General features: G+C 72.0%; 21 protein-coding genes, 1 pseudogene and 1 riboswitch. Of the genes and pseudogenes, 8 read left to right on the top strand and 14 right to left on the bottom strand.

Annotated features, from left to right (window positions below):
* Nucleotides 1-73: 73 nt before the first annotated feature.
* On the bottom strand, nucleotides 74-784 hold the full coding sequence (locus OG440_RS20560) for a copper homeostasis protein CutC (protein ID WP_406008259.1): 711 nt from the start codon (nucleotides 782-784) through the stop codon (nucleotides 74-76).
* A gap of 103 nt (nucleotides 785-887) precedes the next feature.
* Between OG440_RS20560 and OG440_RS20555 the strand changes: the two genes are divergently transcribed.
* Together OG440_RS20555 and OG440_RS20550 are read left to right on the top strand one after the other, a co-directional pair.
* The gene (locus OG440_RS20555) at nucleotides 888-1,532 is read left to right on the top strand and encodes a hypothetical protein (RefSeq protein ID WP_406008258.1); all 645 of its coding nucleotides are present in this window, start codon (nucleotides 888-890) and stop codon (nucleotides 1,530-1,532) included.
* Nucleotides 1,533-1,543: 11 nt separating this feature from the next.
* A pseudogene (locus OG440_RS20550) lies at nucleotides 1,544-2,038 on the top strand (GNAT family N-acetyltransferase); the annotation flags it as partial.
* A gap of 94 nt (nucleotides 2,039-2,132) precedes the next feature.
* Here OG440_RS20550 and OG440_RS20545 read toward each other — a convergent pair.
* Both OG440_RS20545 and OG440_RS20540 read right to left on the bottom strand, forming a co-directional pair.
* Nucleotides 2,133-2,420 (bottom strand): DUF4031 domain-containing protein, encoded by a 288-nt coding sequence (locus OG440_RS20545; protein WP_406008257.1) that lies wholly within the window; start codon nucleotides 2,418-2,420, stop codon nucleotides 2,133-2,135.
* A 7-nt stretch (nucleotides 2,421-2,427) separates the two neighbouring features.
* Nucleotides 2,428-2,811, bottom strand: a complete 384-nt coding sequence (locus OG440_RS20540; protein WP_406008256.1) for a hypothetical protein — start codon at nucleotides 2,809-2,811, stop codon at nucleotides 2,428-2,430.
* A gap of 55 nt (nucleotides 2,812-2,866) precedes the next feature.
* On the opposite strand from OG440_RS20540, the gene OG440_RS20535 reads away from it, so the two are divergent.
* The 4 genes from OG440_RS20535 to OG440_RS20520 all read left to right on the top strand — a co-directional run bounded on the left by OG440_RS20535 (nucleotide 2,867) and on the right by OG440_RS20520 (nucleotide 7,269).
* Complete coding sequence (locus OG440_RS20535) at nucleotides 2,867-3,760, top strand: MurR/RpiR family transcriptional regulator (protein ID WP_406008255.1); 894 nt, start codon at nucleotides 2,867-2,869, stop codon at nucleotides 3,758-3,760.
* Between the two features lie 102 nt (nucleotides 3,761-3,862).
* Nucleotides 3,863-4,798 carry an N-acetylmuramic acid 6-phosphate etherase gene (murQ, locus tag OG440_RS20530; protein ID WP_406008254.1) on the top strand — a complete coding sequence of 312 codons (936 nt, stop codon included), beginning with the start codon at nucleotides 3,863-3,865 and terminating at the stop codon, nucleotides 4,796-4,798.
* A gap of 16 nt (nucleotides 4,799-4,814) precedes the next feature.
* Nucleotides 4,815-6,335: a PTS transporter subunit EIIC gene (locus OG440_RS20525; RefSeq protein WP_406008253.1), complete on the top strand. Its 1,521-nt coding sequence runs from the start codon at nucleotides 4,815-4,817 to the stop codon at nucleotides 6,333-6,335.
* Between the two features lie 358 nt (nucleotides 6,336-6,693).
* Nucleotides 6,694-7,269 (top strand): hypothetical protein, encoded by a 576-nt coding sequence (locus OG440_RS20520; RefSeq protein WP_406008252.1) that lies wholly within the window; start codon nucleotides 6,694-6,696, stop codon nucleotides 7,267-7,269.
* A gap of 67 nt (nucleotides 7,270-7,336) precedes the next feature.
* Here the strand turns inward: OG440_RS20520 and OG440_RS20515 are convergent, their stop codons facing one another.
* The 8 genes from OG440_RS20515 to thrC all read right to left on the bottom strand — a co-directional run bounded on the left by OG440_RS20515 (nucleotide 7,337) and on the right by thrC (nucleotide 17,393).
* The gene (locus OG440_RS20515; RefSeq protein WP_406008251.1) at nucleotides 7,337-8,947 is read right to left on the bottom strand and encodes a carboxylesterase/lipase family protein; all 1,611 of its coding nucleotides are present in this window, start codon (nucleotides 8,945-8,947) and stop codon (nucleotides 7,337-7,339) included.
* A 167-nt stretch (nucleotides 8,948-9,114) separates the two neighbouring features.
* A complete protein-coding gene (locus OG440_RS20510; protein ID WP_406008250.1) occupies nucleotides 9,115-10,587 on the bottom strand; it encodes an MFS transporter in 1,473 nt (490 codons plus the stop codon).
* Between the two features lie 149 nt (nucleotides 10,588-10,736).
* Nucleotides 10,737-11,591, bottom strand: coding sequence for a metallophosphoesterase (locus OG440_RS20505; RefSeq protein ID WP_406008249.1), 855 nt, complete (start codon nucleotides 11,589-11,591; stop codon nucleotides 10,737-10,739).
* A gap of 28 nt (nucleotides 11,592-11,619) precedes the next feature.
* Nucleotides 11,620-12,747, bottom strand: a complete 1,128-nt coding sequence (locus OG440_RS20500; RefSeq protein ID WP_406008248.1) for an NADH:flavin oxidoreductase — start codon at nucleotides 12,745-12,747, stop codon at nucleotides 11,620-11,622.
* Between the two features lie 371 nt (nucleotides 12,748-13,118).
* Nucleotides 13,119-14,741, bottom strand: a complete 1,623-nt coding sequence (groL, locus tag OG440_RS20495; protein ID WP_406008247.1) for a chaperonin GroEL — start codon at nucleotides 14,739-14,741, stop codon at nucleotides 13,119-13,121.
* A gap of 346 nt (nucleotides 14,742-15,087) precedes the next feature.
* On the bottom strand, nucleotides 15,088-15,294 hold the full coding sequence (locus tag OG440_RS20490; protein WP_007493268.1) for a cold-shock protein: 207 nt from the start codon (nucleotides 15,292-15,294) through the stop codon (nucleotides 15,088-15,090).
* 525 nt (nucleotides 15,295-15,819) lie between these two features.
* On the bottom strand, nucleotides 15,820-16,095 hold the full coding sequence (locus tag OG440_RS20485; RefSeq protein ID WP_406008246.1) for a MoaD/ThiS family protein: 276 nt from the start codon (nucleotides 16,093-16,095) through the stop codon (nucleotides 15,820-15,822).
* On the bottom strand, nucleotides 16,092-17,393 hold the full coding sequence (thrC, locus tag OG440_RS20480; protein ID WP_406008245.1) for a threonine synthase: 1,302 nt from the start codon (nucleotides 17,391-17,393) through the stop codon (nucleotides 16,092-16,094). Before thrC ends, OG440_RS20485 begins: the two co-directional genes overlap by 4 nt.
* Nucleotides 17,394-17,411: 18 nt before the next feature.
* Nucleotides 17,412-17,577, bottom strand: a riboswitch (SAM riboswitch).
* Between the two features lie 169 nt (nucleotides 17,578-17,746).
* Between thrC and OG440_RS20475 the strand changes: the two genes are divergently transcribed.
* Together OG440_RS20475 and OG440_RS20470 are read left to right on the top strand one after the other, a co-directional pair.
* Nucleotides 17,747-18,691 carry a glucosyl-3-phosphoglycerate synthase gene (locus OG440_RS20475; RefSeq protein ID WP_406008244.1) on the top strand — a complete coding sequence of 315 codons (945 nt, stop codon included), beginning with the start codon at nucleotides 17,747-17,749 and terminating at the stop codon, nucleotides 18,689-18,691.
* Between the two features lie 117 nt (nucleotides 18,692-18,808).
* Nucleotides 18,809-20,221 carry a trehalose-6-phosphate synthase gene (locus tag OG440_RS20470; RefSeq protein ID WP_406008243.1) on the top strand — a complete coding sequence of 471 codons (1,413 nt, stop codon included), beginning with the start codon at nucleotides 18,809-18,811 and terminating at the stop codon, nucleotides 20,219-20,221.
* On the opposite strand, the gene otsB is transcribed toward OG440_RS20470, so the two are convergent.
* The 3 genes from otsB to OG440_RS20455 all read right to left on the bottom strand — a co-directional run bounded on the left by otsB (nucleotide 20,209) and on the right by OG440_RS20455 (nucleotide 22,667).
* A complete protein-coding gene (gene otsB / locus OG440_RS20465) occupies nucleotides 20,209-21,081 on the bottom strand; it encodes a trehalose-phosphatase (protein WP_406008242.1) in 873 nt (290 codons plus the stop codon). The two genes, OG440_RS20470 and otsB, sit on opposite strands and share 13 nt — an antisense overlap.
* Before the next feature lie 27 nt (nucleotides 21,082-21,108).
* Nucleotides 21,109-21,357, bottom strand: a complete 249-nt coding sequence (locus OG440_RS20460) for a DUF3263 domain-containing protein (RefSeq protein WP_406008241.1) — start codon at nucleotides 21,355-21,357, stop codon at nucleotides 21,109-21,111.
* A 68-nt stretch (nucleotides 21,358-21,425) separates the two neighbouring features.
* Nucleotides 21,426-22,667: an ABC transporter substrate-binding protein gene (locus OG440_RS20455; RefSeq protein WP_406008240.1), complete on the bottom strand. Its 1,242-nt coding sequence runs from the start codon at nucleotides 22,665-22,667 to the stop codon at nucleotides 21,426-21,428.
* Between the last annotated feature and the right edge of the window lie 94 nt (nucleotides 22,668-22,761).

The following is a 22,761-nucleotide window of genomic DNA, read 5'->3' as shown; positions in this document are numbered from 1 at the left end:
GGCCGGACGCGACCCCTGCGGCCCCGCCCCGGCCCCAGCCGTCAGGTCAGCCGGTTCCGTACGCCCCGCACGCCTACTCGTCCCGCACGCCGTCCACCGCCCGTCGCCACTCGCCCACGGCCGCGGCCGAGACCGGCCCGGTCCAGCCGTCGGGCCGGGCCGCGCCGCCGATGTGGAAGGCGTCGATGCCGCCGGCCCTGAGCGCCGGCACATGGTCGAGGCGCAGCCCGCCGCCGACGAGGAGCTGCTGCTCGTAGCCCTGCTCGCCGTGCCGTGCCGCCTCCGCGAGCAGGGTGGGCAGGCCGGTGTCGACGCCGGTGGGGGAACCGGCCGTGAGGTAGGTGTCCAGGCCGGGCAGGCCGTCCAGCTGCTTGCGCAGGGCGTCGCGGTCGCCGGCGTGGTCGAGGGCGCGGTGGAAGGTCCAGCGGCAGCCGTCCAGCTCGGCGACGACCCGTTCCACGGCGGCCAGGTCGACCCCGCCCTCCGCGTCGAGGAACCCGAGCACGAACTCGTCCGCGCCGGCCGTTCGCAGCTCTCCGGCGATCCGGACGAGGGTGTCGACCTCCTCGGCGGGTCCGGCGGCGAAGCCTTCGGAGCGCCTGAGCATCACGCGCAGGGAGAGGTCGACGGCGGCCCGGATCCCGGCGAAGACCGCGACCGGCGGGGTGAGCCCGTCGGCGGCCATGTCGGTGACCAGCTCGAGGCGGTCCGCGCCTCCGGTCTGGGCGGCGACCGCGTCCTCGACGTCGAGGGCGATCACCTCCAGAACTGCACGCTTGCTCATGGCACCCCATTCATCGGCTACTCGGCTGCATCGGGCGACTACAGGTCTAGTCCAATTCAAGAATACGCCGGAGAACCCCGCCCGCACGCGCGACAATGGGGCCATGGCCGATCTCGACGCCCTGCGCACCCGTTTCAGCCACACCCTGGACAGGACCCGGGGCCCGGCCGACGGCCCCGACCCGGCGCCGTACTGCGACGATCTCCTCGCCCGCTGGCAGGAGCCGCAGCGCCGCTACCACACGCTCACCCACCTCACCGAGGTCCTCGACCGCATCGACGTACTCGCGGAGCACGCCGCCGACCCGGACGTCGTCCGGCTGGCCGCCTGGTTCCACGACGCCGTCTATCTGCCCGACCGGTCCGAGAACGAGGAACGGTCCGCCCGCCTCGCCGAGCGCGCCCTGCCCGAGGCGGGGGTGTCGCCGGAGCGGACCGCCGAGGTCGCGAGGCTCGTCCGGCTCACCGTCACCCACGATCCGGCCGACGACGACCTCGACGGCCAGGTCCTGTGCGACGCCGACCTCGCGATCCTCGCCGCGCCGCCGACCGCGTACGCCGCCTACACCGCGGCCGTCCGCGAGGAATACCACTTCGTCCCGAACGACGCCTTCCGGGCCGGGCGGGCGGACATCCTGCGCCGGCTCCTCGACCTGCCCCGGCTGTTCAGGACGCCGTACGGGAGCGAGCGGTGGGAGGCCACGGCCCGCTACAACCTGCGGGGCGAACTGGACCTGCTCGCCTCGTGACCGTCCCGCGCATCCCCACCGAACGCCTCACCCTCGAAGGCGTCACGCCCAGCGCCGCCGCCGGACTGCGGGCGGGCGGCGGCGGAGGCTTCGTATGGGTCGGGGGCGGACCGTTCGAGGGGACGCGGGACGCCGCCGGGATGATGGCGAAGGCGTTCGTGTCCGGTGTGCTCCGGCCGGAGTTCGGCCTCTACGTCCTCGTACGGCGGGCGGACGGCCGGGCCGTCGGCAGCATGGGCTTCCACGCGGCTCCCGACGAGGACGGCCGCACGGAGATCGGCTACGACCTGGTCGAGGCCGCCCGCGGCCACGGTTACGCGACCGAGGCACTGCGCGCGCTGGCCGGCTGGGCGCTGGCACGGGACGACGTACGGCGGCTGTTCGCGATCGTCGAGCACGCCAACGCCCCCTCCCGTGGCGTGCTCGAACGGGCCGGGTTCGTCAGGGTCGCCGCGGGCGACACGGAGGACGCGTACGAGCTGCGCGGGCGCCGGCACCCGACGTAGCACCGCCTGCGCGCCCCCTGCCCGCACTGCCGCCCGCCCTGCCCTGCCGTCGCCGCGCTCGTCGGCCCTGCCCGCGCCGCCGCGCCCGCCGGCCTTACGTGTTGCCGCCCCGCCCCACCTCTCGGCCGCCCTTGCGTCTGCGCAGGCCGGCCGCCGTCAGCAGGCGCACCACCTCGCGGCTGCTCACCTCGACGGCGCCCGCGGCCACCACGTCGGCGTAGCGATGCGACGGGATGTCGTAGTGATCGCGCTCGAAGGCGCGCCGCGGGACGCCCAACCCCTCGGCGAAGAGGTGCAGTTCGCCGTACGAGACATCGCTGACGAGGTGGGACCACATCCGGCCGTGCCCCGGCCAGTCGGGCGGGTCGATGTAGACGGTCACGGGTGCCTCACGAGGACGGCTCGCCTCCCAGGGCCGGCCCCAGCGAGCCCACCGAGGCGACCTTCACGCCCGCCTTGTGGCACACCCAGTGCGGGTCGGGACCGAGTTCGGGCTCGACCTCGAGGGCGTGCGGGTCGCCGGAGCCGCAGACCGGGCAGATGGGCCAGCGCCCGTGCCGCTCCAGCAGCGCGTCCTGCACGTCCTGCGCCACCAGTCCCGCCACGTACGCCACGCCGTCCGGCCACTGCTCGACCCACCAGCGGCGCTGCACGACGGAGTCCTCGACCAGCGACACCACATCCGCCGCGGCGACCTCGCCCGAGGCCAGATCGGCCAGCACGAGGGCGCGTGCCGTGTGCAACGCCTGTTCCAGGGGGCTGATGGGGTCCATGCCCCCATTGTGCGCACTCTTGACCCCCAGCCCGAACAGAAAATAGTTTTCAGAGGTGACCAAGGCCGTGAAGGAAACCTTCAGTCCCGATCCCGCCGCCCTCGCCGCCAAGGTCCGTACGCTGGCCCCTTCGCTGACCCGCTCCATGCGGCGCGTCGCCGAAGCCGTCGCGAAGGACCCGGCAGGCTGCGCCGCCCTCACCGTCACCGGCCTCGCCGGACTTACCGGCACCAGCGAGGCGACCGTCGTGCGCACCGCCCGACTCCTCGGCTACCCCGGCTACCGCGACCTGCGGCTCGCCCTCGCCGGACTGGCGGCGCAGCAGCGGTCGGGGCGGGCGCCCGCCCTGACCACCGACATCGCGGTCGACGATCCGCTGGCGGACGTGGTCGCCAAACTCGCCCACGACGAGCGGCAGACCCTCGCCGACACCGCCGCCGCGCTCGACACCGGCCAGCTGGAGGCGGCCGTCACCGCCGCGGCGGCCGCGCGGCGGGTCGACGTGTACGGCGTCGGGGCGTCCGGGCTCGTCGCCCAGGACCTCACCCAGAAGCTGCTGCGGATCGGGCTCATCGCGCACGCCCACAGCGACACCCACCTCGCGGTGACGAACGCGGTCCAGCTGGCCGCCGGCGACCTCGCGATCGCCATCACGCACTCCGGTGCGACACGCGACGTCATCGAGCCGCTGCGGGTGGCGTTCGAGCACGGGGCCACCACCGTCGCCATCACCGGGCGTCCCAAGAGCGCGGTGACGCAGTACGCCGATCACGTGCTGGCCACGTCGACCGCGCGGGAGAGCGAACTGCGCCCGGCGGCGATGTCGTCCCGGACGAGTCAGCTGCTGGTGGTCGACTGCCTGTTCGTGGGCGTGGCCCAGCGGACCTACGCGACGGCCGCGCCGGCGTTGGCCGCGTCGTACGAGGCGTTGGCCCACCGGCACCGGTAGACCGTGGAGGTGCAGACAGTTGCGCAGACACACGCGCAGCGGTTGTTGTGCAGACAGTTGCGCAGACGGTTGTCCGATCCGCACCGGAAAGAGCTCTCGCCGATGACCTCCCAGCCCGACCCCAGTGAGCTGCGCGCCGCGCTCGAAACCCTCACCACCGAGGCGTTCCGCTCCGATCTCGCCGAGATCGACCGCCTCGCCACCCTCGACATCGCCCGGCTCATGAACGGGGAGGACGCCGAGGTCCCCACCGCCGTCGAGGCGCGGCTTCCGCAGATCGCCGCCGTCATCGACGCCGTCGCCGCCCGCATGGCCCGCGGGGGCCGGCTGATCTACGCCGGCGCCGGTACCGCCGGGCGGCTCGGGGTGCTCGACGCCTCCGAGTGCCCGCCGACCTTCAACACCGCGCCCGGCCAGGTCGTCGGGCTGATCGCGGGCGGGCCGTCCGCCATGGTCACCTCCGTCGAGGGCGCCGAGGACTCCGCGGAGCTCGCCGAAGCGGATCTGGCCACCCTCGCGCTCACCCCCGACGACACCGTGGTCGGCGTCTCCGCCTCCGGTCGCACCCCGTACGCCGTCGGCGCCGTGCGGTACGCGCGGGCCCGGGGCGCGCTGACCGTCGGGCTGGCGTGCAACGCGGACAGCGCGCTGGCGGCCGCCGCCGAGCACGGGATCGAGGTGGTCGTCGGGGCCGAGCTGCTCACCGGCTCCACCCGGCTGAAGGCGGGCACGGCCCAGAAGCTGGTGCTGAACATGATCTCGACGATCACGATGATCCGGCTGGGCAAGACCTACGGGAACCTGATGGTCGACGTCCGCGCCTCGAACGAGAAGCTGCGCGCCCGTTCACGGCGGATCGTGGCGCTGGCGACCGGGGCGGACGGACCGGAGATCGAGGCCGCCCTCGCGGCCACCGACGGAGAGGTGAAGAACGCGATCCTCGCCCTGCTGGCCGGGGTGGACGGGCCCGCGGCAGCCCGCCTTCTGGAGGAGTCCGGGGGACATCTGCGCGCCGCGCTCGGTGCGGCGCGCGGCTGAGCCGCACGCTCGGGGGGTGCGTATCGACTCCTCCTCCACAGCCGCCGCGATCCTGCCCCTGGTGGGCGGCCCGGCGAACGTCCTGTCCGTCGCCCACTGCATGACCCGGCTGCGGCTGGGCCTCGCCGATCCGTCCCTCGCCGACGAGGAGGCGCTGCGGGCGGTGCCCGGGGTGCTGGGGGTCGTCGTGGACGACGGCTCGTACCAGGTGGTCCTCGGGCCCGGCGTGGTGACGCGGGTGACGGCCGACTTCGAGCGCCTGCTCGCCCGCCCGTCCACCGCCGGCGAACCCGCCGAACCGGCCGAACCCGCCGGCGGACTCACCGGTGAACTCACCGGGCGGCCCCTCGCCGACAACGGGGGCGGGCCGACCACCGCCGACGAACTGGGCGCGCGCGGGGCCGGGTTGCGGGAGGGCCGGCGCAGGGCCAACGCGACTCCGTTCAAGGCCGCTCTGCGCCGGCTGGCCGCCGTGTTCGTCCCTCTGATCCCCGCCCTCGTCGGCTGCGGGATCCTCGCCGGGATCAACGGTCTGCTGCTGAACGCCGGATGGCTGCCCGGCCTCAGCCCCGCCCTGGCCGCCGTCGCCTCCGCCTTCCTGGCGCTGATCGCCGTCTTCGTCGGGCACAACACGGCGAAGGAGTTCGGCGGCACCCCGATCCTGGGCGCCGCGGTCGCGGCGATCGTCGTGTACCCGGGGGTCGCGAAGGTGACGGCGTTCGGGGTGACCCTCGCCCCCGGCCAGGGCGGGGTCCTCGGCGCGCTGGCGGCCGCGCTTCTGGCGACGCGCGTCGAGAAGTGGTGCCGGGGCCGGGTCCCGGAGGCGCTGGACGTACTCCTCACCCCGGCCCTGACCATCCTCGTCGCCGGCCTCGGCACGCTGTACGGCCTGATGTACGCGGCGGGAGCGGTGTCCTCGGCCATCGGTACGGCGGCGAACTGGCTGCTGGCGACGACGGGCGCCTTCGCGGGCCTGGTGCTCGGCGGCCTCTTCCTGCCCCTGGTGATGCTCGGCCTGCACCAGGCCCTCATCCCCATCCACACCACCCTCATCGACCAACAGGGCTACACGGTGCTGCTGCCCGTCCTGGCGATGGCGGGCGCGGGCCAGGTCGGCGCCGCGATGGCGGTGTACGTCCGGCTGCGCCACGACACGTCGATCCGGACGACGATCAGGTCGGCGCTCCCCGCCGGGCTGCTGGGCGTCGGGGAGCCCCTGATCTACGGCGTGTCGCTCCCGCTCGGCCGCCCCTTCCTCACCGCCTGCGCGGGCGGGGCGGCCGGCGGCGCCTTCGTCGGCTTCTTCGCGATGCTCGGCGACAAGGTGGGGGCGACGGCGATCGGCCCGTCCGGCTGGGCCCTGTTCCCGCTGCTGGCGGGCAACCGGGGGCTGGGCCTGACGGCGGCGGTCTACGCGGGCGGGCTGCTGACGGGGTACGCGGTCGGCTTCGCGGCGACCTACGCCTTCGGCGTCACCGACCGCGTGGTGGCCGCCGCCACGTCCCGCGGGAGCGGGAAGCCGCAGAAGGTGAAGTGATGCTGATGGTCTGCCCGGTGCAGGCGGCGAGGTCGAGGACCGGTGAGGCGTCAGCCGCCGCCCCGGCGCCCGCGAAAGCCGCGGCAACCCCGCCCTGCCTTGCCCTGCCCCCGCCCGACCCGACCCGGCCCGGCCCGGCCCGCCCGGCCCGGCCCCAGGGCCCCGGAGGCTTCCGCAGCAGCCTGGGGGGCGTACCCGAGGGCGGGGGCGGAGCCTGCCGCGGTGAGCGGTGCCCTGCCATAGCCCCTTGCCATCGCCCGCCCGCCCGGATCATCACCGAAGTCGTCCCCCCTCCCCGTCGGGGGCGCCGCAGATCGGCCGAGCGCAACCGCCCGCCGCGCCGCCCTACCCTGGAGCCATGAACCACGCGCAGCTCACCGCGCTCGGCCGTGCCCTCCGACTCCTCGGCGAACACGGCGACGCGCTCACCGCCGACACCCCGGACACCCGGCTGCACGAGGTCAAGGCCGATCTGCGGCGCGCCCTGGACCTGCTGGACGAGAGCGTCGTCGGCGCCACGCCCACCACGCGCTGCGCCGAGCACCCGCACGGCCCGGTCGACGAGGCGGCCCCCGACCTGTGCCTGCTCTGCGAGACCCGCCGCCGCGCGGCCCGCCGCGCCGAGTTCAACGGCCCCGCCCCGCAGGCGCCCTACACCGCCCCCACCCCCTCCACCTCCCGCTACGGAACCCGGGCCGACCGCCCGCAGCCCCAGCAGCGCTGGCTGGCGGAGCTGTGGACCGGTCAGGAGTGGCAGCTCTGCGGGACGCCGCGCAGGGACCGCCGGGAGGCGGAGCTCTACATCGCCGCACTGCGCCGCGGATCCCGGCCCGCGATGGCCTACCGTCTGGTGCACGAGTTCACCGACTACGAGGTGCTGCGGATCTGGGGCACCCCGGTGAAGGTCGACATCGAACCCCTCGGCAACCTCTAGGCGCCGCGAAGTCTCTCGGCCTCGGCCTCCCCGGACTTCCCCGGGCCTCCCCGGCCTCCTCGGACTTTCAGGCTTCCCCGGACCGGCAGGACCCGTCCCCGTCCCCGGCCCCGGCCCCCTTGTCCACCAGCGGCAGCGGCAGCGGCGGGAAGCCGTGGCCCTCCCACAGCCGGCGGGACGCCTCCTCCGGGTACGGCCGCACCTCCGGTTGCGCGTCCAGCACCTGCACCAGCCGCCGCTGCGCGTCGTAGGCCGGCCAGCCCGGGTCTCCCGTCCGCGCGAAGGACGTCCACGACCGCTGGAAGAGCGCCGTCAGGGCCCGGGCCTCGTCCGTCACCTCCGCCCCCGCGAACAGCAGGTTCCCGAGGTCCGCCGCGTAGGTGCCGAACAGCAGCGGGATGTCCAGGCCGTGGCACGCGCCCAGGGTGCCGCCGGCTCCCGGGGCCGGCCAGGTCAGCTCGTAGACATGGGCCCGGCCACCGCCGGCCACCTGCGCCTCGGCCAGGTGCAGGGAGGGTATGTGGAACAGCCAGTCCGACTGCACCCTCTCGTACAGCTCGCCGGCATCCGCGTCCGGGAAGGCCGACCGGTAGGCCTCTTCGCCCTCCGCTCCGCCCCCCGGGGCGAACAGCCGCAGCACGGCCGTCGCCTGTTCCTCGGTCACCTTGCCCCGCAGACCGCCGAGGACGGGGAACAGCCGGTACTCCTGCGCGTTGTGTCCGACGATCAGCTCGACGTCCCGAGCGGCGCCCGCCGCCAGCGCCTCCCACGGCGTCGTCGGCAGGATCTCGCCGTCGACCACCGGAGAGAACGGGGTGACCGTGGGCGCGACCTGACCCCACCGGTCCACCCGCCGCGCCATCTTCGCGCTCAGCGCCGCACCGGCCTCGGGCAGCGTGCGCGGGTCCACCGCGGCCAGGTCGGCGGCGGTCGGGCGCAGGCCCGCCTCCGCGGCGATCGCGCTCGCCAGGTCGCGGGCCAGCTCCTCGGAGAAGTAGGTGCCGGGCACGCTCTGCGCGATGGCCCGCCCGAACAGGCCCCGGGCACTCGGCATGACCAGCAGCGCGGCCACCGATCCCGCGCCCGCCGACTCGCCGAACACGGTCACCCGGCCGGGGTCGCCGCCGAACGCCGTGATGTTGTCCCGCACCCACTCCAGCGCGGCGACCTGGTCCAGCAGTCCCCGGTTGGCGGGCGCCCCCTCGATCCGCGCGAACCCCTCTATGCCGACGCGGTAGTTGAGGGTGACGACGACCAGGTCGCCGGCGCGGGCCAGGTGCTGCGCGTCGTAGCCGGGGCTGCCGGAGTGACCGAGCTTGTAGGCGCCGCCGTGGATCCACACCATCACCGGCCGCGCGGCCGACGGGTCCGGCTCCGTGTCCGGGGTCCAGACGTTGACGGTCAGCCAGTCGTCCCCGGTCGGGGCGTCCAGGATCCCCGCCCGGCCCTGGAAGCCCGCCTCCTGCGGCGGCGGCGGGCCGAAGGCGTACGCGTCCCGTATCCCGTCCCACGGGTGGGGTGGGCGGGGAGCCTGGAAGCGGGCGTCACCGACCGGCGGCGCGGCGAAGGGGATACCGCGGAAGACCGTCAGGTCCTGCTCGCGGCGGCCTCGTACGGCACCGGCGGTGGTGCGGGCGACGAGCCGGTCGGTGGTGTCGGTGGCGGCGGGTGTCGTCATAAATCGCTCCTGAAATGGCGGCTGTTCGTGGAACGGGCGGTGATCGGCGAAAGTGCCGGAGGCGGCTGTCTCCCCTCGTGTGGGTGACAGCCGCCTCCGGTACGTCGGTCGGCGCGGCGGACCGGTCGGTGCCGCCCGTCAGCAGGCCCTCACGCCGTGACCGGACTTCATGCCGTGACCCGTGTGGCCTCCTCGGCGTCCTCCGCCACCGGGGGCCCGGCCGGGGCCTTGCGCTTCGGGATGAAGGTGGCGAGCAGGAAGGCGGCCAGGGCCGCGCCGGCGCCGATGGCCATGACGACCTTGAAGCCGTTCTCCGAGGGGAGGGCGTAGCCGCCGAAGTCGGTGGTCATCTGGGCGAGGATCACACCGGCGATGGCGCTGGCGAAGCTGGTGCCCAGGGATCGCATCAGGGTGTTGAGGCTGTTGGCCGCGCCCGTCTGGGAGGGGTCCACCGCGCCCATGATGAGGGCCGGGAGCGCGCCGTAGGTGAAGCCGACGCCGGCGCCGATGATGCAGGACACCAGGATCAGGTGCCACACCTCGGACATGAGCGCGATGTTCAGGCCGTAGCCGGAGGCGACGATCAGCGCGCCGATCATCAGGGTGACCTTGGGCCCCTTGGCCTTCGTGACCTTGGCGGACAGGGCGGACATCACCATCATGACCAGGCCCTGCGGGGCCAGCACCAGGCCCACGGTCATCATCGACCTGCCGAGCCCGTAGCCGGTCTGCTCGGGCAGTTGGAGCAGTTGGGGCAGGACCAGCGACATCGCGAACATCGAGAAGCCGAGGGCGATCGAGGCGAGGTTGGTGAAGAGCACCTGGGGCTTGGCGGTGGTGCGCAGGTCGACCAGCGGCTGCCCGGTCTTCAGCTCCCAACGGCCCCAGGCGGTCAGGATCAGGACGGCGGCGGCGCCCAGGCCCAGGGTCGTGCCGGAGGTCCAGCCCCAGTCGGCGCCCTTGGACACGGCCAGCAGCAGGGAGACCAGACCGGCCGACAGACCGAGCGAGCCGACGAGGTCGAAGCGGCCGCCGACGCGGTTGCGGGATTCGGGCACGAACGCGAGCACGAGCAGGAAGGAGACGACGCCGAGGGAGGCGGAGGTCCAGAAGAGAATGTGCCAGTCCCAGTTGTCCGCGATGAACGCGGCGGTGGGCAGCCCGAGCGCGCCGCCGACGCCGAGGGAGGCGCTCATCACCGCCGTCGAACCGGCGAGCTTCTCGGCGGCGACCGTGTCCCGCAGGATGCTGATGCCCAGTGGCACGACGGCGGCCGACAGACCCTGGAGCGCACGGCCGACGATCATCGGGACGAGCGAGTCGGCGAGAGCGCAGACCACCGAGCCGGACACCAGCAGCACGATGCTGGTGAGCAGCATCCGCCGCTTGCCGACCATGTCACCGAGCCGCCCCACGACCGGGGTGGCGACGGCGGCGGCGAGCAGCGTGGCGGTGACCGCCCAGGCGGTGTCGGAGGCGGGCGCGTCCAGCAGCTTGGGCAGCTCGGGGACGATCGGGATGACCAGGGTCTGCATCAGCGAGACGACGATCCCGGCCAGGGCCAGCACCGCCACCACGGCGTTCGACCTCGGTGGGGCGGGTGTTACCGCCGCAGCGGGTCGGGCAAGGGCGTCGGACATGACAGGGCCTCCGTCGAATGCACGGGTGAACTGCTTGACTCAAGCAAGCTTATGCAGATTGATTGAGTTAAGCAAGCTAAATCTCCGTGCTTGCCCCCACATCCCCCGGCCCGCACTTCCCCCCACGCCCAGGCCCCCACCGCCGGATCTCAGCCGTGCCGCGCGATGATCTCCCGGGTCCGCTCCTCGTCCAGCTCGTAGACCGTCTCGTGGGCACGCGGATCCCGCGCGTGCAGGGTGTGGAACATCGGGCCGGTCGCGCCGCCCAGCTCCACCAGGGAGGCGGACGCCCCTCGCACCGCCCGCTCGGTGCCGGGCGCGGTGGTCAGGTCGATGCGGTTGACGACCCCGGGCGTCACCCATACCGGCACGGCGGCCAGCAGCCCGAACAGCTGGAGATGGAAGTGCCCGGTGAGCAGCACGCGGACGTCACTCCCCCGGATCACCTCCGCCAGCCCCTCGGGGTCGCGCAGCCCGAAGACGCGCTGGGTCGCCGAGATGTCGAGGCTGATCGGGGGGTGGTGGAAGGCGATGACGGTACCCAGCTCGGCCGGGGTGCTCAACACTTCCCGCAGCCACTCCAGTTGGTCGGCGCCGAGCCGGCCGTACACCTCTCCCGGCACCAGGGAGTCCAGGGTGACGAGCCGCCGGCCGCCCACCATGCTGACGGCGGCCCGCTCCGCGCCGGGGAAGGCGAGGACGGCGTCCGGGTGCCCGCTGCCCAGCACCTCGGTGAACGCGGACCGCTCGTCGTGGTTGCCCGTGGTGTAGAAGACGGGCGCGCCGAGGGAGCGCGCGAAGCCGCCGATCAGCTCCCGTACGGTCGTGTACGCCTCCACCGAGCCGTCGTCGGCCAGGTCACCGGTGACGACGACCGCGTCCACGTCCCGCTGGTGGCGGAGTTCGCCGAGCAGGAGCCGCAGGGAGTCGGTGGCGTCGACCCGACGGCCGGGGGGCCCGTCGACGCGGCCGATATGGGTGTCCGAGAGATGCAGGATTCTCATCTCCCGGACCATACCCGCGAGTTGACGCTCAGCTCAGGGTGCGCAGCGCGGCGGCGTCGTAGGGCTTCAGCTCGTCGAGACGGCCGTCGAGCACCTTGGCGGCCCACTCCGGGTCCTGGAGCAGCGCCCGCCCGATGGCCACCATGTCGAACTCGTCGCGCTCCAGCCGGTCGAGGAGGTCGTCGATGCCCTTGACCGGGGAGCCCTCGCCGGCGAAGGCCCTGATGAAGTCGCCGTCCAGGCCGACCGAGCCGACCGTGATGGTGGGCTTGCCGGTGAGCTTCTTCGTCCAGCCCGCCAGGTTGAGGTCCGAACCCTCGAACTCCGGGAGCCAGTAGCGGCGGGTGGAGGCGTGGAAGGCGTCGACACCGGCGGTGGCGAGCGGGGCGAGGATCGCCTCCAGCTCCTCGGGCGTCTCGGCGAGGCGGGCGTCGTAGGCCTCCGACTTCCACTGCGAGTAGCGGAAGACGACCGGGAACTCGGGCGAGACGGTCTCGCGTACGGCGGCCACGATCTCGGCGGCGAACTTCGTACGGGCGACCGGGTCGCCACCGTAGGCGTCCGTGCGGCGGTTGGTGTTCGCCCACAGGAACTGGTCGAGCAGGTAACCGTGGGCGCCGTGCAGTTCGACACCGTCGAAGCCGATGCGCTCGGCGGCGGCCGCGGCCTCCGCGAACGCGCCGATGACGTCGTCCAGGTCGCGCTGGGTCATCGCCCGGCCGCCACCCTCGGTGCCGTCGAGCCGGATACCGGAGGGCCCGACGGCGGGCGCGTCCGCGAACGGCGGCTCACCCTGGTTGCGCACCATCCCGAGGTGCCACAGCTGCGGCATGATCTTCCCGCCGCCCGCGTGCACGGCCTCCGCGACCTTCGCCCAGCCCGCGAGCTGCTCCGCACCGTGGAACCGGGGCACCCGGTCGCTCTGCCCGGCGGATTCGTGCCCCACGTAGGTCCCCTCGGTGACGATGAGGCCGACCCCGGCGGCGGCCCGACGGCCGTAGTACGACACGACGTCCTCGCCGGGAATGCCGTCCGGGGAGAACTTGCGCGTCATGGGCGCCATGGCGATGCGGTTCGGGACGGTGAGCCCGCCCAGGGACACCGGACGGGAAAGGATCTCGGCGGCGCGCGAAGCGGCGGGCGGGGTGGTGCTCACGTGGGGGGCTCCTCGGGACGGTGGACCAGTGGGTATGTGCACATGCATTGAGTGCCTCTCCCACTGAAACCTCACGCCGCTCCAGCCCATTCCGGGCCCCGGGCGACAGCCCCTGTGATCCCGGCCACGCGTCGCCCACGGGAGTGGAGAACCGCCCCCGGCCCGAGGCTCGCGTTCCGGGCGGAGGCGTGGTCCGCGTTCGCGGAGAACCCCGAGGTCGAGTGATCCACACCCGCCCCGAAGCTCAAGCGCCCCGTTCGGAAGGTCGCTCACCGCCTCCGGCGCACCCCGGAAACGCCCGAGGGCGGCACCCCCCGTTTCCGGGAAGTGCCGCCCTCGGTCGAAGGACAGGCGATCAACCGTCAGGTCGATCAGAAGTCCATGTCACCGCCCGGCATGCCGCCGCCGGCCGGCGCGGACGCCTTCTCCGGCTTGTCGGCGATGACGGCCTCGGTGGTGAGGAACAGCGCGGCGATGGAGGCGGCGTTCTGCAGGGCAGAGCGCGTGACCTTCGCCGGGTCGATGATGCCTTCGGCGATCATGTCGACGTAGTCACCGGTCGCGGCGTTCAGGCCGTGGCCGATGGGCAGGTTGCGGACCTTCTCGACGACGACGCCACCCTCGAGACCACCGTTGACGGCGATCTGCTTCAGCGGGGCCTCGAGCGCGATGCGCACGGCGTTGGCACCGGTCGCCTCGTCACCCTCGAGGTCCAGCTTCTCGAAGACGGAGGACGCCTGGATGAGGGCCACGCCACCACCGGCGACGATGCCCTCCTCGACGGCGGCCTTCGCGTTGCGGACGGCGTCCTCGATGCGGTGCTTGCGCTCCTTGAGCTCCACCTCGGTGGCGGCGCCGGCCTTGATGACCGCGACACCGCCGGCGAGCTTCGCCAGGCGTTCCTGCAGCTTCTCGCGGTCGTAGTCCGAGTCGCTGTTCTCGATCTCGGCGCGGATCTGGTTGACCCGCCCGGCGACCTGGTCGGAGGAGCCGGCACCGTCGACGATGGTGGTCTCGTCCTTGGTGATGACGACCTTGCGGGCCTTGCCCAGCAGGTCGATGGTCGTGTTCTCGAGCTTGAGACCGACCTCCTCGGAGATGACCTCGCCACCGGTGAGGATGGCGATGTCGTTCAGCATCGCCTTGCGGCGGTCGCCGAAGCCCGGGGCCTTGACCGCGACGGACTTGAAGGTGCCGCGGATCTTGTTGACGACCAGCGTCGACAGCGCCTCGCCCTCGACGTCCTCGGCGATGATCAGCAGCGGCTTGCCGCCCTGCATGACCTTCTCGAGGAGCGGGAGCAGGTCCTTGACGTTGGCGATCTTGGAGTTCGCGATCAGGATGTACGGGTCGTCGAGGACGGCCTCCATACGCTCCATGTCGGTGGCGAAGTACGCCGAGATGTAGCCCTTGTCGAAGCGCATACCCTCGGTGAGCTCCAGTTCCAGACCGAAGGTCTGGGACTCCTCGACGGTGATGACGCCTTCCTTGCCGACCTTGTCCATCGCCTCGGCGATGAGCTCGCCGATCTGGGTGTCGGCGGCGGAGATGGAGGCCGTGGAAGCGATCTGCTCCTTGGTCTCGACATCCTTGGCCTGCTCGAGCAGGGCACCGGAGACGGCCTCGACGGCCTTCTCGATACCGCGCTTGAGGGCCATCGGGTTGGCGCCGGCGGCTACGTTGCGCAGGCCTTCCTTGACGAGGGCCTGGGCGAGGACGGTCGCGGTGGTCGTACCGTCACCGGCGACGTCGTCCGTCTTCTTGGCGACTTCCTTGACCAGCTCTGCGCCGATCTTCTCGTACGGGTCCTCGAGCTCGATCTCCTTGGCGATGGAGACACCATCGTTGGTGATCGTGGGGGCGCCCCACTTCTTCTCGAGGACGACGTTGCGGCCCTTGGGGCCGAGCGTCACCTTCACGGCGTCCGCGAGCTGGTTCATGCCGCGCTCGAGGCCGCGCCGTGCCTCCTCGTCGAACGCGATGATCTTGGCCATGTGAAGTGGTCCTCCCGGACAGGGGGTGGATTTCTCCGGACCGCGCTGGCGCCCGCGACGGACGGCTCGCCGGCCTCGTGGTTCCTTGCCCCACCTGGCCTGCGGGCCTCACCGACCCGGTCCTCGTTGTCACTCTCACGTGCAGAGTGCTAACGCCAATGATTAGCACTCGACCCATGAGAGTGCAAGCGCCTCCGCCGGACCCGTGCCCTTCCGGACACCGATCGCGGACGTCCCGGCCACGGCTCGCGCACGCCCCCGGACATGACGAAGGGCTCGCACCCGGTGGAGGTGCGAGCCCTTCGTCAGATGTACAGAAGAACGACGCTTTCAGTCGGCGCGTGCTTCAGCCGGTCGCGAGCCGGACCATGTCCGCCTGCGGCCCCTTCTGACCCTGCGAGATCTCGAAATCGACCCGCTGACCCTCTTCCAGGGTGCGGTAGCCGTCCATCTGAATCGCGCTGTAGTGGACGAAAACATCCGCACCACCGTCGACCGCGATGAAGCCGTACCCCTTCTCCGCGTTGAACCATTTGACGGTGCCCTGAGCCATGCCTAACTCCCCTATTACTGGCCCTTGCACGGACCCGCACTTCGCGGATCCGGGTCAGACCTCACCCCCCGGTTGGCTTGGGGGCGTGCGCCGGAACGCGTCGACCGCGGCTGAATGTATCTGCCCAACTGCCGTCTGCAACAGGTCAGTCGGACGAGAATTCCGGACGCACGGGATCCGGAATGTAGCGAGAATTCGCCTGAATTGAGGGCAAGTCGGGCCCTATAAAAGCCGCAAAAGCCACGAAAGAGGCGCACACATTGGCTGCTTCTTGTCGGGCGCGGGGCAGAAATCAAAGCCTCCGGATCCGGTGATCCGGACCGGGTTCCCCAACTGTACCGCGCTCAACCACACTGAATTGCCCCCTCCGCTTCTATCGCGGAGAGGGCAATTCGATGAACGCTCGGTAATAACTGTTACCGACGGTTACTACCGATGGGTACTGAACAACGGTCAGTCACCGCCCGGACCATCGTTCGGACCATCACCCGGGCCATCGCCCGAACGTCCTCCGGAGCCGCCGTCTCAGCCGCCGGCGACGGCCGGGATGATCGAGACGCCGGCGCCGTCCGGGGTCGCCGTCTCCAGACCCTGCTCGAAGCGGACGTCGTCGTCGTTCACGTACACGTTGACGAACCGCCGCAGCTTGCCCTGGTCGTCCAGGACGCGGGCGGCGATACCCGTGTGGTTCTTCTCCAGGTCGGCGATGACCTCGCCGAGGGTGGCCCCCTCGGCCTTCACCTCGGCGCTGCCGCCGGTGTAGGTGCGCAGGATGGTGGGGATGCGGACGGTAACGCTCATGACGCGAGGCCAGCCTCTCGGAAGGAGTCGAGGTTCGGACGGATGGTCGCGGTCAGCCCGGTGCCGGCCACCGCGTCCAGGGTCTTCAGCCCGTCGCCCGTGTTGAGGACGACGGTCGTCTTGGTCGGGTCCAGCAGACCGTTCTCGATCAGCTTGCGCGTCACACCCACCGTCACCCCACCGGCGGTCTCCGCGAAGATGCCCTCGGTCCGGGCCAGCAGCTTGATCGCGTCGACGATCTGCTCGTCGTCCACGTCCTCCACCGCGCCGCCCGTCCGCCGCGCGATGTCGAGGACGTACGGACCGTCCGCCGGGTTGCCGATGGCCAGCGACTTGGCGATGGTGTCCGGCTTCTGCGGGCGGACGACGTCGTGCCCGGCCTTGTAGGCCACGGACACCGGGGAGCAGCCCTCGGCCTGCGCGCCGAAGATCTTGTACGGCCTGTCCTCGACCAGCCCGAGCTTGATCAGCTCCTGAAGGCCCTTGTCGATCTTCGTCAGCTGCGAACCGGAGGCGATCGGCACGACCAGCTGGTCCGGCAGCCGCCAGCCGAGCTGCTCGCAGATCTCGTACGCCAGCGTCTTGGAACCCTCGGCGTAGTACGGCCGCAGGTTGACGTTGACGAAGCCCCAGCCCTCGCCGGCCGAGTCGCCGATGAGCTCGGAGCAGAAGCGGTTGACGTCGTCGTAGTTGCCCTCGATGCCGACGAGTTCGCCGCCGTAGATCGCGGCCATGACGACCTTGCCCTGCTCCAGGTCGTGCGGGATGAACACGCAGGACCGGAAGCCGGCCCGGGCGGCGGCGGCGCCGACGGCACCGGCCAGGTTGCCCGTGGAGGAGCAGGACAGGGTGGTGAAGCCGAACGCGCGGGCGGCCTCGATGGCCTGGGCGACGACGCGGTCCTTGAAGGAGTGCGTCGGGTTGCCGGAGTCGTCCTTGACGAACAGCTTGCCGGCGTCGACGCCCAGCTCACGGGCGAGGTTGTCGGCCTGGACGAGCTTGGTCCAACCGGGGTTGATGTTGGGCTTGTCGGCCACGTCCGCGGGGACGGGCAGCAGCGGCGCGTAGCGCCAGATGTTCGCGGGTCCCGCCTCGATGCGCTTGCGGAGCTCCTCCGTGTCGTAGGAGGAGAAGTCGTAGGCGATCTCGAGCGGGCCGAAACACTCCTCGCAGGCGAAGACCGGGCCGAGGGGCACGCGGTGACCGCACTCGCGGCAGTTCAACGCCGCGGCCGGACCGAGGTCGACGGCAGAGGACGTCGTAGAGTCGGTGGTGCTTGCAACAGTCTGCGCAGCCATGTGAGGCGAGGCCCTTTCTCCTCATCTTCCTCACGACGCATCTCGCCGTGAGACGGATTTGGCACCTTCCCGAGCCGGGAGCCTCGCGGGGAGATCACCACATGAATCGGTGATCGTCACGAGACCGGCTGGAGGGTTGCCGGGGCTTCATCGGGCCGTATCCCTCTGCCCCTCTGGATGAGCGGTATGAAGTTGTGGACGGGGGCGACCTCGGACATGCGATGGTCACCCGCGTTGTTCAAGACTGTAACCGAAGGCCAGGACAGTTGAGATAGTCGTCCGAACCGCGAGATGGATCACACGGTCACCTTCCGTGCACCCGGTGTGATCACGACAGTGAGGAGCCGCAGACTGTGCTTCCAGAGACCGAGCGCTGGCTGGCCACCCGCTCCTGGGCCGTGACCGATCGTCCGCTCCACCGGATCCTGGCCGCCAAGCGCGCCACGAACCAGTCGGTGTCCGTCGTCCTGCCCGCGCTGAACGAGGAGGAGACGGTCGGTGACATCGTCGCGATCATCCGCCACGACCTGATGCACCAGGTCCCGCTCGTCGACGAGATCGTCGTCGTCGACTCGGGATCGACCGACCGTACGTCCGAGGTGGCCGCGGCGGCCGGCGCGCGGGTCGTCCACCGGGACGACATCCTGCCGCGCATACCGGCCGTGCCCGGCAAGGGCGAGGTCCTGTGGCGCTCCCTGCTGGTCACCACCGGGGACATCGTCTGTTTCATCGACGCCGATCTCAGGGAGTTCTCCTCCGACTTCGTCTCGGGGATCGTCGGCCCGCTGCTCACCGACCACGGCGTGGACCTGGTCAAGGGCATGTACGACCGTCCGCTGGGCGGCGCGGCCGGCCAGGGCGGGAGGGTCACCGAGCTGATGGCCCGCCCGCTGCTCAACATGCACTGGCCGCAGCTGGCCGGCTTCGTGCAGCCGCTCGGCGGCGAGTACGCGGCCCGCCGCAGCCTGCTGGAGCAGCTGCCGTTCCCCGTCGGCTACGGCGTGGAGCTGGGCATGCTGGTCGACGCCCTGCACCTGGTGGGCCTGGACGCCCTCGCCCAGGTCGACATCGGCGTGCGCAAGCACCGGCATCAGGACGGGCAGGCCCTGGGCCGGATGGCGGCGGCCATCTACCGCACCGCCCAGCTGCGGCTGGCCCGCGGGCACCTGATCCGCCCATCGCTCACCCAGTTCGAGCGGAGCTCGGACGGCTTCGAGCCGCGTACCTACTCCGTGGACACCGAGGAACGGCCGCCGATGGCGGAGATCGCGGAGTACGCGACCCGCAAGGTCGCGTGACCGCGGGACGGGCCGTATACGGCATGCCACCGACCGTGGCGACACGGCCGGACACGGCCCGTCCACGCAGCGCGACCGTACGTTTGAGTGTTTCCCGACCGGGCTAGGTTGAGGCGTATGGCTTCCACCCACGACACTGCCGCCCGGGCCGCCGAGGTGCTGGTCGCGTCCAACCGCGGCCCCGTCTCCTACGAGGTGAGCGAGGACGGCTCGCTGCACGCCAAACGCGGCGGCGGCGGGCTGGTCTCCGGCCTGTCGGCCATCGGACCCGACGCCGGCGCCCTCTGGGTGTGCTCGGCGCTCTCCGACGGCGACCGGGAGGCGGTCCGGCGCGGGGTCGGCGAGGAGGGCGTGCGCATGCTGGACGTCCCGGCCGACGTTCACGCCGACGCGTACAACGGCGTCGCCAACTCCGTGCTCTGGTTCGTCCACCACCTGCTCTACCAGACGCCGCTGGAACCGGCCTTCGACGCGGAGTTCCGCCGCCAGTGGGCGTCGTACGAGACCTACAACCGGGCGTTCGCGCAGGCGCTGGCCGAGGAGGCGGCGGACGGCGCGGCGGTCCTCGTCCAGGACTACCACCTGTGCCTGGTCCCCGGGATGCTCCGCGAGCTCCGCCCCGACCTGCGCATCGGACACTTCTCGCACACGCCGTGGGCGCCGGTGGACTACTTCGCGCTGCTGCCGGGAGACATCCGCGAGCAGTTGCTGCACGGGATGCTCGGCGCGGACCGCCTGGGGTTCCTCACCCGGCGCTGGGCGGACGCGTTCACCTCGTGCTGTACGGAGTTCGCCGGCGGACCGGGCAAGACCCGGATCGGCGTGCACGGTCTCGGCGCGGACGCCGACTTCCTGCGCGAGCGCTCGCACCGGCCGGACGTCGACGAGCGGATGGCAGCGCTGCGTGCGGAGATCGGCGAGGGCCGCAAGGCGATCGTCCGCGTCGACCGCACCGAGCTGTCCAAGAACATCGTGCGCGGGCTGCTGGCCTACCGGCAGCTGCTCGACGACCACCCGGAATGGCGCGAACGGGTCGTGCACGTGGCCTTCGCCTACCCCTCCCGCCAGGACCTCGCCGTCTACCGCGACTACATGGCCGAGGTCCAGCGCCTGTCCGAGGAGATCAACGCCGCGTACGGCACGCCCGGCTGGACGCCGGTCCTGCTGAACCTCAAGGACGACTTCGCCCGCTCCCTCGCCGCCTACCGGCTGGCCGACGTGGCTCTGGTGAACCCGATCCGCGACGGCATGAACCTGGTCGCCAAGGAGGTGCCGGTCGTCTCCGACGAGGGCTGCGCGCTGGTCCTCTCCCGGGAGGCGGGGGCCTACTGGGAGCTGCGCGAGGACGCGATCACCGTGAACCCGTACGACGTGCTGGAGACCGCCCGCGCCCTGCACGAGGGACTCGTCATGAAGCCGGAGGAGCGGGCCGAGCGCACGAAGCGGCTGTCCGCCGCGGCGACCGCGCTTCCCCCGGCCCGCTGGTTCCTGGACCAGCTGAACGCACTGCGGGAGATTCAGCCGAGCTGAGCGGCGAGCTGCCGCAGCAGCCGTACGACGCCGGCGGGCCCGTCGACGACGAGGTCCGCGCGCTCCGCAAGTTCGCCGACCTCGGTGCTGCCGCTGCACACCAGCAGCCCGGGGACGCCGTCCGCGCGGAGCTTCTCCACGGCGGCGAAGGCGGGCAGGTCGCCGAGGTCGTCACCGGCGTAGAGGACGGACCGCGCGCCGGTCTCGCGGACGTGCTCCAGCAGGGCGACGCCCTTGTCCATGCCCGGCGGGCGCAGCTCCAGGACCATCCGGCCGGGTTCGACGATCAGGCCGTGCCGGGCGGCCAGGTCGGTGAGCGGGGCCCGCAGGGCTTCGAAGGCGGCCCGCGGATCGTCGGCGCGGCGGGTGTGGACGGCGACGGCCCGGCCGCCCTTCTCCTCGACCGAGACGCCCGGCCGGTCACCGGCGGCGGCCAGGACCCGCGGCAGTTCGGCACGGACGGCGGCCACTCCCGGGTGCGGTGGCGGGGCGCTCAGGGCGCCGGTGCGGGCGTCCCAGCGTTCCGCGCCGTAGTGGCCGAGGACGGAGAGGTGCTCCAGCCCTTCGGCCCCGGCGAATCCGCCGTGCCGTACGGCGACCTCGGCGGGCCGCCCCGTGATGACGGCCACGGCGGCGATCTTCGGGGCCAGGGCCGTGAGCGCGGGAACGGCGTCGGGGTGCGCGCGGGCGTCCTCCGGGTTCTCGACGATCGGGGCGAGGGTGCCGTCGAAGTCGAGCGCGACGAGAGTGGTGGAGGGCCGGCCGACGATCGCGTCGAGCGCGGCACGGCCCGCCGGGGTGACCGGAACGGGGAGCGGGAGGGGTCGGGGGTCCGTGGAGTGCGTCTCGTGGGTGCCCATACGCCGACGATAACCAACGCCCGTCCGCTACTGGCGCTCCCCCCGCCTCGCCTCGCGCACCCTGCGCAGCCTGTTCACCGTGACCGGGTCGTGGGCCAGGGCGCGGGGGTCGTCCAGGAGGGCGTTGAGGAGTTGGTAGTAGCGGACCGGGGACAGGTCCAGTTCCTCGCGTATCGCCCGCTCCTTCGCGCCGGGGCCGGAGAACCCGCGCCGCTCCAGGGCGAGGATGTCCCGCCCCTCCGTCCCCAGCCCGTCCGTTTCCGTTCGCCGCTCCATGCCCGCACGGTAACGCCCGGCACCGACAGCGGCCCAGCGGCCGGACGGCGGACCGGTGGACGGGCGGCTCAGCCCTCGGAGCCGGCGTCCAGTGTGGTGGCCGTGGTCTGGAGTTCGCCCAGGACGCCGGCCGGGTCGCCGCCCGGGGTCACGGCCTGGCCGATCCGCTTCTTGATCTCCGCGCTGACCTTCGCCCAGGAGGTCCGCCCGACGGGGTAGGTCTCGGAGAGGACGAGCTGGTCGAGGAACGGCTTGAGGTCGGCGTCCTCCTCGGCCGCGCCCATCACCTGGGAGGCCGAGCTGGTGACCGGCAGAAGGTCGTACTCGCGGGAGAAGTCCAGCACGTTCTTCTCGCTGTAGACGTAGTCGAGGAAGTCGCCCACCTGCTCGGCGTGCCCGTTCTGCTTGAAGGCGGTCATCCAGTCGGCGACGCCCATCGAGACCTTGGTCGGGCCGGCGACGCCGGGCATCGGCACCATGCCGAACTTCACGCCCTTGCCGGCGGCGGCCTTCATCAGCGAGGGGTGCCCGTTGAGCATGCCCACGTCGCCGGCGGCGAACGCGGCGAACGCGGCGGCCCGGTTCAGCTTGTCCGGCGCGACCGGGCCGGTGAGTCCCTTGCCGACCAGGTCGTCCTTCAGCCAGTCGAAGGTCTCGACGTTCTCGGTGGAGTCGATGCTGTAGGCGCTGGCGGTCTGGGTGTAGCCGCCCCCGCCGCTGAGCAGCCACTGAAGGGTCTCGGCCTGCGCCTCCTCGGGCCCGAGGGGCAGTGCGTACGGGTACTTCACGCCCTTGTCCTTGAGCGCCTTCGCGTCCTCGGCGAGCTCGGCCCAGGTGGTCGGCGGGGTCAGGCCGGCCTCGGCGAACAGGGTCTTGTTGTAGAACAGCAGCCGTGTGGAGGAGGCGAAGGGCATGCCGTACTGCAGTCCGCGCACCTCGCCGGCGTCGGCGAGCTGGGAGACGAAGTCGGCCTCGACGGGGATGGAGAGCACATCGCTCACCTTGTAGAGCTGGTCGGCGGCCGCGTAGTCGGCGTACGCGCCGATCTGGGCCATGTCGGGGGCCTTGCCCGCGTCGACCATCGCCTTGACCTTGGCGTCCACGTCGTTCCAGGAGTAGACGCTCACGTCGACGGTGACGCCGGGGTGGTCCTTCTCGTACGCCTCGACGAGCTTGTCCCAGTACTTCTTCGAGCTGTTGGCGTCGCTGTCGCCGTAGTCGGCGGCGACGAGTCTCAGGGTGACGTCGTCGTCGGAGTCTCCGGACAGTCCGCAGCCGGTGAGGACCGCGGCCATGCCGAGGGCGGACACCCCCGCGACCGTTCCCGTGATCGTTCCTGACTTCCGTACCCGCCGCTGCACCGTGGTGCTCCCAACTGATTGATCAGACCAATGGACCGTTATC

This window comes from Streptomyces sp. NBC_00637, from assembly GCF_045161545.1.
In the GTDB taxonomy this organism is placed as follows: domain Bacteria; phylum Actinomycetota; class Actinomycetes; order Streptomycetales; family Streptomycetaceae; genus Streptomyces.
The sequence above is the reverse complement of the archived record's forward strand: the minus strand, read 5'-3'. Positions and strand labels throughout refer to the sequence as shown.

Coding starts and splice junctions, on each gene's coding strand:
- OG440_RS20470 (WP_406008243.1), top strand. CDS start 18,809: ATGGCTTCCACCCACGACACTGCCGCCCGGGCCGCCGAGGTGCTGGTC.
- OG440_RS20515 (WP_406008251.1), bottom strand. CDS start 8,947: ATGACGACACCCGCCGCCACCGACACCACCGACCGGCTCGTCGCCCGC.
- OG440_RS20540 (WP_406008256.1), bottom strand. CDS start 2,811: ATGGACCCCATCAGCCCCCTGGAACAGGCGTTGCACACGGCACGCGCC.
- OG440_RS20485 (WP_406008246.1), bottom strand. CDS start 16,095: ATGAGCGTTACCGTCCGCATCCCCACCATCCTGCGCACCTACACCGGC.
- murQ (WP_406008254.1), top strand. CDS start 3,863: ATGACCTCCCAGCCCGACCCCAGTGAGCTGCGCGCCGCGCTCGAAACC.
- OG440_RS20505 (WP_406008249.1), bottom strand. CDS start 11,591: ATGAGAATCCTGCATCTCTCGGACACCCATATCGGCCGCGTCGACGGG.
- OG440_RS20520 (WP_406008252.1), top strand. CDS start 6,694: ATGAACCACGCGCAGCTCACCGCGCTCGGCCGTGCCCTCCGACTCCTC.
- OG440_RS20560 (WP_406008259.1), bottom strand. CDS start 784: ATGAGCAAGCGTGCAGTTCTGGAGGTGATCGCCCTCGACGTCGAGGAC.
- OG440_RS20510 (WP_406008250.1), bottom strand. CDS start 10,587: ATGTCCGACGCCCTTGCCCGACCCGCTGCGGCGGTAACACCCGCCCCA.
- otsB (WP_406008242.1), bottom strand. CDS start 21,081: ATGGGCACCCACGAGACGCACTCCACGGACCCCCGACCCCTCCCGCTC.
- OG440_RS20555 (WP_406008258.1), top strand. CDS start 888: ATGGCCGATCTCGACGCCCTGCGCACCCGTTTCAGCCACACCCTGGAC.
- thrC (WP_406008245.1), bottom strand. CDS start 17,393: ATGGCTGCGCAGACTGTTGCAAGCACCACCGACTCTACGACGTCCTCT.
- OG440_RS20490 (WP_007493268.1), bottom strand. CDS start 15,294: ATGGCTCAGGGCACCGTCAAATGGTTCAACGCGGAGAAGGGGTACGGC.
- OG440_RS20460 (WP_406008241.1), bottom strand. CDS start 21,357: ATGGAGCGGCGAACGGAAACGGACGGGCTGGGGACGGAGGGGCGGGAC.
- groL (WP_406008247.1), bottom strand. CDS start 14,741: ATGGCCAAGATCATCGCGTTCGACGAGGAGGCACGGCGCGGCCTCGAG.